The 8,695-nt window shown below is 63.7% G+C and carries 9 protein-coding genes; 3 read left to right on the forward strand and 6 right to left on the reverse strand.

Annotated elements, in window-relative coordinates; all coding sequences use genetic code 11:
* Positions 1–549, reverse strand: a 549-nt coding sequence (locus IVB32_RS21440; protein ID WP_247411375.1) for a cysteine rich repeat-containing protein, incomplete at its 3' end; no start/stop codon positions are given.
* Positions 550–700: 151 nt separating this feature from the next.
* A complete protein-coding gene (locus tag IVB32_RS21445) occupies positions 701–1,702 on the reverse strand; it encodes an NADP-dependent oxidoreductase (protein ID WP_018452994.1) in 1,002 nt (333 codons plus the stop codon).
* A 207-nt stretch (positions 1,703–1,909) separates the two neighbouring features.
* On the opposite strand from IVB32_RS21445, the gene IVB32_RS21450 reads away from it, so the two are divergent.
* Positions 1,910–3,205 carry a dicarboxylate/amino acid:cation symporter gene (locus IVB32_RS21450; RefSeq protein ID WP_027569994.1) on the forward strand — a complete coding sequence of 432 codons (1,296 nt, stop codon included), beginning with the start codon at positions 1,910–1,912 and terminating at the stop codon, positions 3,203–3,205.
* A 12-nt stretch (positions 3,206–3,217) separates the two neighbouring features.
* Positions 3,218–4,138, forward strand: a complete 921-nt coding sequence (locus IVB32_RS21455; RefSeq protein WP_026232434.1) for an amino acid ABC transporter substrate-binding protein — start codon at positions 3,218–3,220, stop codon at positions 4,136–4,138.
* Between the two features lie 72 nt (positions 4,139–4,210).
* On the opposite strand, the gene IVB32_RS21460 is transcribed toward IVB32_RS21455, so the two are convergent.
* The 4 genes from IVB32_RS21460 to IVB32_RS21475 all read right to left on the reverse strand — a co-directional run bounded on the left by IVB32_RS21460 (position 4,211) and on the right by IVB32_RS21475 (position 7,806).
* A complete protein-coding gene (locus tag IVB32_RS21460) occupies positions 4,211–4,576 on the reverse strand; it encodes a nuclear transport factor 2 family protein (protein ID WP_018452997.1) in 366 nt (121 codons plus the stop codon).
* A gap of 166 nt (positions 4,577–4,742) precedes the next feature.
* On the reverse strand, positions 4,743–5,093 hold the full coding sequence (locus IVB32_RS21465; RefSeq protein WP_007599359.1) for a RidA family protein: 351 nt from the start codon (positions 5,091–5,093) through the stop codon (positions 4,743–4,745).
* A 133-nt stretch (positions 5,094–5,226) separates the two neighbouring features.
* The gene (locus tag IVB32_RS21470; RefSeq protein WP_204512766.1) at positions 5,227–6,147 is read right to left on the reverse strand and encodes a PHB depolymerase family esterase; all 921 of its coding nucleotides are present in this window, start codon (positions 6,145–6,147) and stop codon (positions 5,227–5,229) included.
* On the reverse strand, positions 6,148–7,806 hold the full coding sequence (locus IVB32_RS21475) for an FAD-binding dehydrogenase (RefSeq protein WP_026232436.1): 1,659 nt from the start codon (positions 7,804–7,806) through the stop codon (positions 6,148–6,150).
* 293 nt (positions 7,807–8,099) lie between these two features.
* On the opposite strand from IVB32_RS21475, the gene IVB32_RS21480 reads away from it, so the two are divergent.
* Positions 8,100–8,570, forward strand: a complete 471-nt coding sequence (locus IVB32_RS21480) for a hypothetical protein (RefSeq protein WP_018453000.1) — start codon at positions 8,100–8,102, stop codon at positions 8,568–8,570.
* The last annotated feature ends 125 nt before the right edge of the window (positions 8,571–8,695 follow it).

Here is an 8,695-nt window from a genome sequence, read left to right on the forward strand (position 1 = left end):
GCTCACGGCCTTCTCGCAGGCCGGCGAAACCTTTGCCTTGTTCTTCTCGAGGCATTCGAGCGCAGGCGCGCCGCCTGGCGGCACGCTGGCGCACACCTTGGGATAATCGGCGCGGCACGCGCTCTTGACGGCAGCGACCTGCGCGCTGCTCGGCTGTTTGGCTGCCGCGTCCTTCGGCGCTGCTCCAGATGCCGGCTTTGCGGCGGGGGCGGTTTCAGCCTTCGGCGCGGCAGGCGCGGCCTCCGCCTTGGGTGGAGCCTCTTTGGGTGCAGCCTCGGTCTTCGGCGCCGCAGCAGGCTCGACGGCGCGGACCGCGGTTTGGCATCCCGAGGACAGGCTGGACATGTTCTTCTGCAGGCATTGATAGGCTTCCACGCCGCCGGGCGTGACGCTCGCGCAGTGCGCCATGAAATCCGAGCGGCATGCGGAGCGGATCGCGCTCTTTTGCGCCTCGGTCGGCGCTTGTGCGAATGCGCCTGCTGCAGTTGCGAAGAGAGCCGCCGCCAGCAACGCCCCGCGTGCCGACGCATGTTTCAACGTGTTGAACATCCGAGTATTCCTGCCCTGTCGGCAACGCCGACAATTTTTTCAAATGTGATGCAAACAATCGTCGCGGGTGATGCCGCGCGCGACATCATTGGCCGCCGCGACCTCTACCGCAAGTAGATATTGGCTTTGCAATTGCGACGTAACTACGTCGTCAGAGCTTGATCATCCGCTTGCCGCGGTTCTCGCCCGCCAGCAATCCGACCAGCGCCTTCGGCGTGTTCTCGAGGCCGTCGATGATGTCCTCCTGCACCTTCAGCTTGCCGGATGTGACCCAGGCCTGGAGGTCGGCGAGCGCTCGCTGACTCTCTTTCATGTAGTCCATCACGATGAAGCCTTGCATGACGAGCCGCTTCACCACGATCAGGCCGGGCACGCCGCGCGGGCCGTGTGCCGAGGGCGCGCCGTCATATTGCGAGATCGCACCGCAGCAGGCGATGCGGCCGTAATTGTTCATCTGCGGCAGGCAGGCTTCGAGAATGTCGCCGCCGACATTGTCGAAATAGACATCGATGCCCTTCGGAGCCGCCGCGCGCAACGCCTTGAACACCGCGCCGTCCTTGTAGTCGACGGCGGCATCGAAGCCGAGTTCGGAGGTCAGCCAGCTGCACTTGTCGGCGCCGCCGGCGATGCCGATGACCCGGCATCCCTTGATCTTCGCGATTTGCCCGACGATCGAGCCGACCGAGCCCGCGGCCGCGGAGACCACGACCGTCTCGCCCTCTCTGGGCTTGCCGATCTCCAGCAGGCCGAAATAGGCGGTGAGGCCGGCAATGCCGAACACGCTGAGCAGATGCGTCATCGGCTCGAGCTTCGGCATCTTGGTGAGATGCTTGGCGGGCACTGTCGCCAACTCCTGCCAGCCGGTGTCGCCGAACACGATGTCGCCCGGCGCAAGCTCCGGCGCCTTCGAGCTGATGACCTCGGCGATGGCGCCGCCGGCCATCACGCTGTTGGCCTCCACCGCTGAACGATAGGTCGCGCCGTGCATCCAGGCGCGGTTGGCGGCGTCGAGCGAGATGTAACGCACGCGCAGCAAGGCCTCGCCGTCCTTCGGCTCGGGCACCGCACCTTCGACCAGCTTGAAGTGCTCGGGACCGAGCTTGCCGCTGGGCTTTTCCACCAAAAGAATCTGACGATTGATGCTGCCGCTCATGATGTTTCCCCTCGGTCGTTTGACGATTATTGATGCAGCGGCCGCAAGAAAAACGTGCAAGCCGCTTTCGTTGTGCGCTGCATGAAGGCTAGATCGCGGGCGCCAGTTTCGCAACGGGAACATCCGCCCGACGATCGCACGCCAAGCGTGTTGCGCAGTCGTCATATCTGCGACATCATGAAGCGGTCGGTGTAGCGGGGGTGTTCAATGTCGAACAGGTTTACGCAATTCATTCTGGTGGCGATGGTGCTCGGCATCATCATGGGCGCGGCGATCTACAATTTCCTGCCCGACACGCGGGGCGACTGGGCCTCGTCCATCAACCTGATCGCCGTGATTTTCCTGCGCCTGATCAAGATGATCATCGCGCCGCTGGTATTTGCGACCCTGGTCGGCGGCATTGCTCATATGGGCTCGGGCTCCAAGCTCGGCCGCATCTTCGCCAAGACCATGGGCTGGTTCGTCAGCGCCTCTTTCGTCTCGCTGATGCTCGGCCTCGTGATGGTCAATCTGCTCCAGCCCGGCGCGAATTTCCCGGGTACGCTGCCTGACAAGGCGCAGTCGACCGGCCTGCCGGTTTCCGCCTTCTCGATCGAAAAATTCCTGACCCATCTGATCCCGACCTCGATCGCGGATGCGATGGCGCAGAACGAGATCCTGCAGATCGTGATCTTCGCCGTGTTCTTCTCGGTGGCGATGGGCTCGATGCCCGAGCGCTCCAAGCCGATCCTGGCGCTGATCGACGACATCGGCCACATCATGCTCAAGGTGACGGGCTATGTGATGCTGTTCGCGCCGTTCGCGGTCTGGGCCGCCATCACCGCGACGGTTGCCAAGAACGGCCTGCTAGTGCTCTGGAAGCTCATCGTCTTCATGGGTGGCTTCTATCTCTCGCTCGCGCTCCTGTGGGGCATCCTGGTGGTCGTGGGCTTCATCGTGATCGGGCCGCGCTACGCCCATCTGCTGAAGCTGATCCGCGAACCGCTGATGATCGCGTTCTCCACCGCGAGCTCGGAAGCGGCGTATCCGAAAACTCTGGAGGGGTTGAACAAGTTCGGCGCCTCGTCGCGGATATCGAGCTTCGTGCTGCCGCTCGGCTATTCCTTCAATCTCGACGGCACGATGATGTACTGCACCTTCGCGAGCGTCTTCATCGCGCAGAGCTATCACATCGACATGCCGCTCGGCACCCAGCTCGCGATGCTGGCAACGCTGATGATCACCTCGAAGGGCGTGGCCGGCGTGCCGCGCGCCTCCCTCGTGGTGATCGCCTCGACGCTCTCGCAGTTCGGCATCCCCGAGGCGGGGCTGTTGATGATCATGGGCATCGACACCTTCCTCGACATGGGCCGCAGCGCCACCAACGTGATCGGCAACACGCTCGCGACCTCGGTCGTGGCCAAGTGGGAAGGCGAGCTCGGGCCCGAGCACGAGCTTGAACCTGGCGATGCCGTGCCGGGGGACATGATCCCCGGCGAAGTGCCTGCGATGGCCGGCCATTGATCGGAGTGCATCATGCGCCTTTCAATGGCGATATCGGGCGGCCTGTTGCTGGCAGCGTGCCTGCTGGCCACGGGTGCCTCCGCCCAGACCGGTGGCAGCGAAGGGCTTAGCCCGACGCTGTCGGCGATCAAGACCGCGCACACCGTGCGCCTCGGCTATCGCGAGAGCTCGCCGCCGTTCTCCTTCCTCGACCAGGCCAACCGGCCGATCGGCTACAGCCTCGAGCTTTGCGAGGCTATTGTCGAGGAGATCGGCGTCGAGGTCGACGATCCCAATCTGAAGATCGCCTACGTCAAGGTCACCTCCGATGACCGCATCGACGCCGTGCTCCAGAACAAGATCGACCTGGAATGCGGCTCGACCACGGCCAATGCCGAGCGCGGCAAGCGCGTCGCCTTCTCGCCGCTGATGTTCGTCGCCGGCACCAAGCTGATGGTGCCGAAGGCGTCCAGCGTCCAGTCACTGACTGATCTGAAGGGCAAGACCGTCGTGGTGACGAAGGGCACCACCAACGAGCAGGCGATCCAGGCGGCCGACAAGAAGTCATCGTTGGGACTGACCATCGTTGTCGGTGCCGATCACGAACAGTCATACCAGATGCTCGTCGACGGCAAGGCCGATGCGTTCGCGACCGACGACATCCTGCTGTCCAGCCTGATCGTGCGTCACAAGGCACAGGACAAGTTCCGCGTCACCGGCGATTACCTGTCCTACGACCCCTACGGCATCATGTTCCGCAAGGGCGAACCGCAACTGGCGGCGGTGGTCGATCGCACTTTCCGCAAGCTCGGCTCCAACCACGACCTCGTTCCGCTCTACAACAAATGGTTCACCGCACGGCTTCCGACCGGCGAACGGCTGAACGTGCCGATCTCGCTGCAGCTGGAGGAAGCCTTCAAGGCGATGGACGATTCCGCGAGCGCGAATAACTAGCGCCTGTGCGACGAACGAAAGTGTGCCCTCTCCCTTACCGGGGGAGAGGGCGCAGCAACGAGCAGCGCGCGCTCACGTGCCGGCGGGCACCTGGTCCAGAAATCCCGTGATGCTCCTGATACGGCCGTCCTTCAGCACGGCGAAATCCGTACCCTTGATCGGGCTGTCGATGCCGTCAGGACCAAGGCCCCAACTGAAGCGGACATGGTCGCCGTAGCCGTTGGGCTCGCCGATCAGCTTGAATTTGAAATCGGGGAAGCGCTGCTGCACGCCTGCGATCAGCGCATCGACGCCGTCATGGCCGTCGCCCTTCATCAGGGGATCGACATAGCTCGCATCCGCCGTCCAGTTCTGGCTCAGCAGTTCGCGCCGGCGGTCAGCTGCACGTTCGTTCCAGAGATCGATGTAGCGGCGAGCGATGGTGATGGGATCGGTCATTGTCGTCTCCTTCGATGGCGCCGTGTCGTTCGGCTGACATGATTATCGAAGGTTTGCGCGCGCTGATCGATTACCTCGGAGGTCATGCGCATGATGCGGGAAAGTGTGAAGCGGTTTCCCGATCGGATCATGCGCCGACAAGCGCGCGCAAATGTTTGTCGCGAACTTACTTGGCCGCCGTGACCATGATTTCGACGGTGTATTGTGCCGCCGCGAGCTTGGCTTCGACGGTGGCGCGTGCCGGCGTGTTGCCGGGCGAGACCCAGGCGTCCCACACCGCGTTCATCTCGCCAAACGTCTTCATGTCGGTGATGTAGATCGTGGCCGAAAGAAGTTTGGACTTGTCGGTGCCGGCCTTGGCGAGATGGCTGTCGATAGTCGCCAGAATGTCCTGGGTCTGCTTCGTCACGCTTTCGCCGGCGGCGTTGTTGGCGACGACACCGGCGAGATAGACTGTGTTACCGTGCACGACGACCTGGCTCATGCGCGGGCCGGTTTCAAGACGCTGAATGCTCATTGGGGGTCTCCTTTGAATGGCGGCCCTGTCTAGCGCAGCGGCTTGCCCTGTGCCACCCCAGGCACGCATGCGTTGCCGGGCACGCATGCGTTGCCAGGCACGCATGCGTCATCGGCGATGCCTGAGTTGCACTTCAGGGAAACTGGCCGAAGAACGTCCAGATCGTTTCGGCTGCGTCGATGTCGCCGTTCTGCGACCCGAGCAAGCTGGCGGCGACCTTCGGGAAGCGGGCATCCGGAGAAAATCCGGGCATGCGATGACCGCCTTGATTGATGCGATAAAGCACGACGTCGTGCCCTTCAGGACAGCGCGAGGAGATCCGCGTCACCGTGGACTGGTCTGCTGGCGCCCTGTCGGGCAAATCGGTCATGTCGGCATTATCGGTCTCGCAGCCGTTGAGCTTGCGCCAGAACGCAAGCGTCTCGTCGGTGGACCAAAAACTGTCTGCGGCATAATAGCTCGATCCGCGGCCGCCTTCGTAGGGGACCAGCGGATCGGCCGTGCCGTTCATCAGCAGCATCGGCAACGGCCGCGACGGATGGCACGTGACAGCGGTCTCATCAGTGAGGTTCATGCTCACGCTCGCGCCGGCAGCAAACAGATCGGCTCGGGCGCAGACCAGCGTCATTGCCATGGCGCCGCCATTGGAGATGCCGGTGACATAGACGCGGCGAGGATCGGCGGTGCCGTTCGCCACCAGCTTCTCGACGAGCTTTGCGATGAAGGCGACGTCGTCGGTACCCGCGGGCGGGCCACGGAGCGCCGGTCCCGCCTTGGTCCTCGCATCGGCCCATGCGTGGTTGAGGCCATCAGGAAAGACCACCGCAAACCCTTCGCGCTTTGCGACCTGCGGCCACGCTGTCCGCGTCATCATGTCGGCTCCGCGCTGCGTCTTGCCGTGCAGCACGACGACGAGCGGCACGAGCCGCTTCGACGGCAGTTGCACAGTGTAGGACCGCTTCACACCGTCAATATCGATCGTATCCGCGGACGCAGCCGAGGCAGCGGCTAATGCCGCAACAAACGCCCCGATGCGCAGCCGCGGCCGCATCATCTAGCCCACGGCCTTCGCCGCGGCCCGGCCCGCATTGCGGCCCGAGAACAGGCAGCCGCCGAGGAACGTGCCTTCCAGCGAACGATAGCCGTGCACGCCGCCGCCGCCGAAGCCGGCGGCTTCGCCGGCTGCATAGAGGCCGGGGATGACGCTGCCCTCCTCGCCGAACACGCGCGAAGAGAGGTCGGTCTCGAAACCGCCGAGCGTCTTGCGGGTGAGGATGTTGAGCTTGACCGCGATCAGCGGCCCTTGCGCGGGATCGAGGATGCGGTGAGGGGAGGCGGTGCGGATCAGTCTGTCGCCGATATAGCGCCGCGCATTGTGAATGTTCATCACCTGCGCATCCTTGACGTAAGGGTTGGCGATCTCTCGGTCGCGCGCCTCGATCTGCATCCTGATGTGCTCGAGCTTGAGGAGGTCGCTGCCGGCCAGCTTGTTCATGGCCGCAACGAGATCCTCGATCTTGTCGCGCACGATGAAGTCGACACCATGGCTTTTGAACGCTTCCACCGGCGCCGGCGCGCCCTTGTTGGTGGCGCGCTTGATGGTCATACGCCAGCTCTTGCCGGTGAGGTCGGGATTCTGCTCCGAGCCCGACAGCGCAAACTCCTTCTTGATGATGCTCTGGGTCAGGATGAACCAGGAATAATCGTAGCCGGTGGACATGATGTATTGGAGCTGGCCGAGCGTGTCGGAGCCGGGAAACAACGGCGCCGGCAGGCGCGTGCCGGTGGCGTCGAACCACATCGAGGAGGGGCCGGGCAGGATGCGGATGCCGTGGCGCGGCCAGATCGGTGACCAGTTCTGGATGCCTTCGACATAATGCCACATGCGGTCGCGGTTGATCAGCCGCGCGCCTGCTTTCTCGGTGATGCCGATCATGCGGCCGTCGACATGCTCGGGCACGCCGGAGATCATGAATTTGGGCGGCGCGCCGAGTCGCTTCGGCCAGTTCTGCCGCACCAGCTCGTGATTGCCGCCGATGCCGCCGGACGCCACGATCACGGCTTGGGCCTTCAACGCAAACTCGCCGACAACATTGCGCGACGAACTCTTGCCGCGCTCGACATTGTCGGGGGCGAGAATGGCGCCGCCGACGCCATCCACCGTACCGTTGGTGATCGAGAGCGCATCGACGCGATGGCGGAACCGAAAGCTCAGCCGGCCGCTTCTGACCGCCTCGCGCGCCCGGCGCTCGAACGGCTCGACGATGCCGGGCCCGGTGCCCCAGGTGACATGAAAGCGCGGCACCGAATTGCCGTGGCCCATCGCGTCATAACCACCGCGCTCGGCCCATCCGACCACGGGGAAAATGCGATGGCCCATCGCTCGCAGCCATGCACGCTTCTCGCCGGCCGCGAACGCCACATAGGCGTCGGCCCATTGCCGCGGCCAGAAATCCTCGTCGCGGTCGAAGCCGGCGGTGCCGAGCCAGTCCTGCATCGCGAGGTCGAAGGAGTCCTTGATGCCGAGCCGGCGCTGCTCCGGCGAATCGACCAGGAATAATCCGCCGAACGACCAGAACGCCTGGCCGCCGAGCGACTGCTCGCCCTCCTGGTCGACCACGATTACGCGCTTGCCGGCGTCCGCGATCTCGGTTGCGGCCACCAGGCCCGACAGTCCTGCGCCGACAACGATGACGTCAGTCTCTTCAGCCATCTGTTCGGCCATATGTTTCCCCCTCCATGTGTTTCGCCCTCCACAGGTTCCTCCCTGTAGTTGCCCGGATTGAGGCCGGCGGTTGCAACTGAGATCAAGAGGACGGCGCGTAAGACATCGTTAACTTGTTCCACTTCGGGAAAAAGACCGGCTGAGTGCAGCGCCGGCGCAACACTGGATTTGAATTTGTTTTGAGCGAGCCGGCATGCCTAGACAAAACCGCGGTTACGACGGACCCTAGCAGGGCATCACCACCTGACACACAGATTCGAATTCGACTGGGGCGGGGGCCAATGAAGTTTCTGACGGGGTTGCTTGCGGCGGTTCTCCTGATCGCGAGCATGGGCGCTTCTCACGCGGTGGTTCGGATCGCGGATGACCGCGGCGGCCGGATCGGAACCTACGTCGACAAATACCAGGACCTGCGACAGTCGGGCGATACCGTCATCATCGACGGTCTCTGCGCCTCTGCCTGCACCATCGTCCTCGGCGCCATCCCGCCTGACCGCATCTGCGTGACGTCGCACGCCACACTGGGCTTCCACGCCGCGTGGGATTTCGGCAGCAACGGCCGCGCCGTCACCAATACCGAAGCGACCCAGATGCTCTATGCGATGTATCCCTCGCAGGTGAAGCGCTGGATCAATCAGCGCGGCGGCCTCACCCCGCATATGCTCTTCCTGAAGGGCCGGCAGCTCCAGGCTATGTACAAGCCTTGCTACCTCGACGCGCAGGCCTCGGCCAACAAGCCATCGTCGCGGTAGGCCGCGGCAGTCATTCGCCTTTCACTAATCTGTCGTCATGGCCGGGCTTGTCCCGGCCATCCACGTTCTTGGGCCCGGCTGGAAAGTCCGTGGATGCCCGGGCCTTCGCCTCGCGGAAGCGGCTT

This window comes from Bradyrhizobium sp. 23 (assembly GCF_023073295.1).
Classification (GTDB): domain Bacteria; phylum Pseudomonadota; class Alphaproteobacteria; order Rhizobiales; family Xanthobacteraceae; genus Bradyrhizobium; species Bradyrhizobium canariense_D.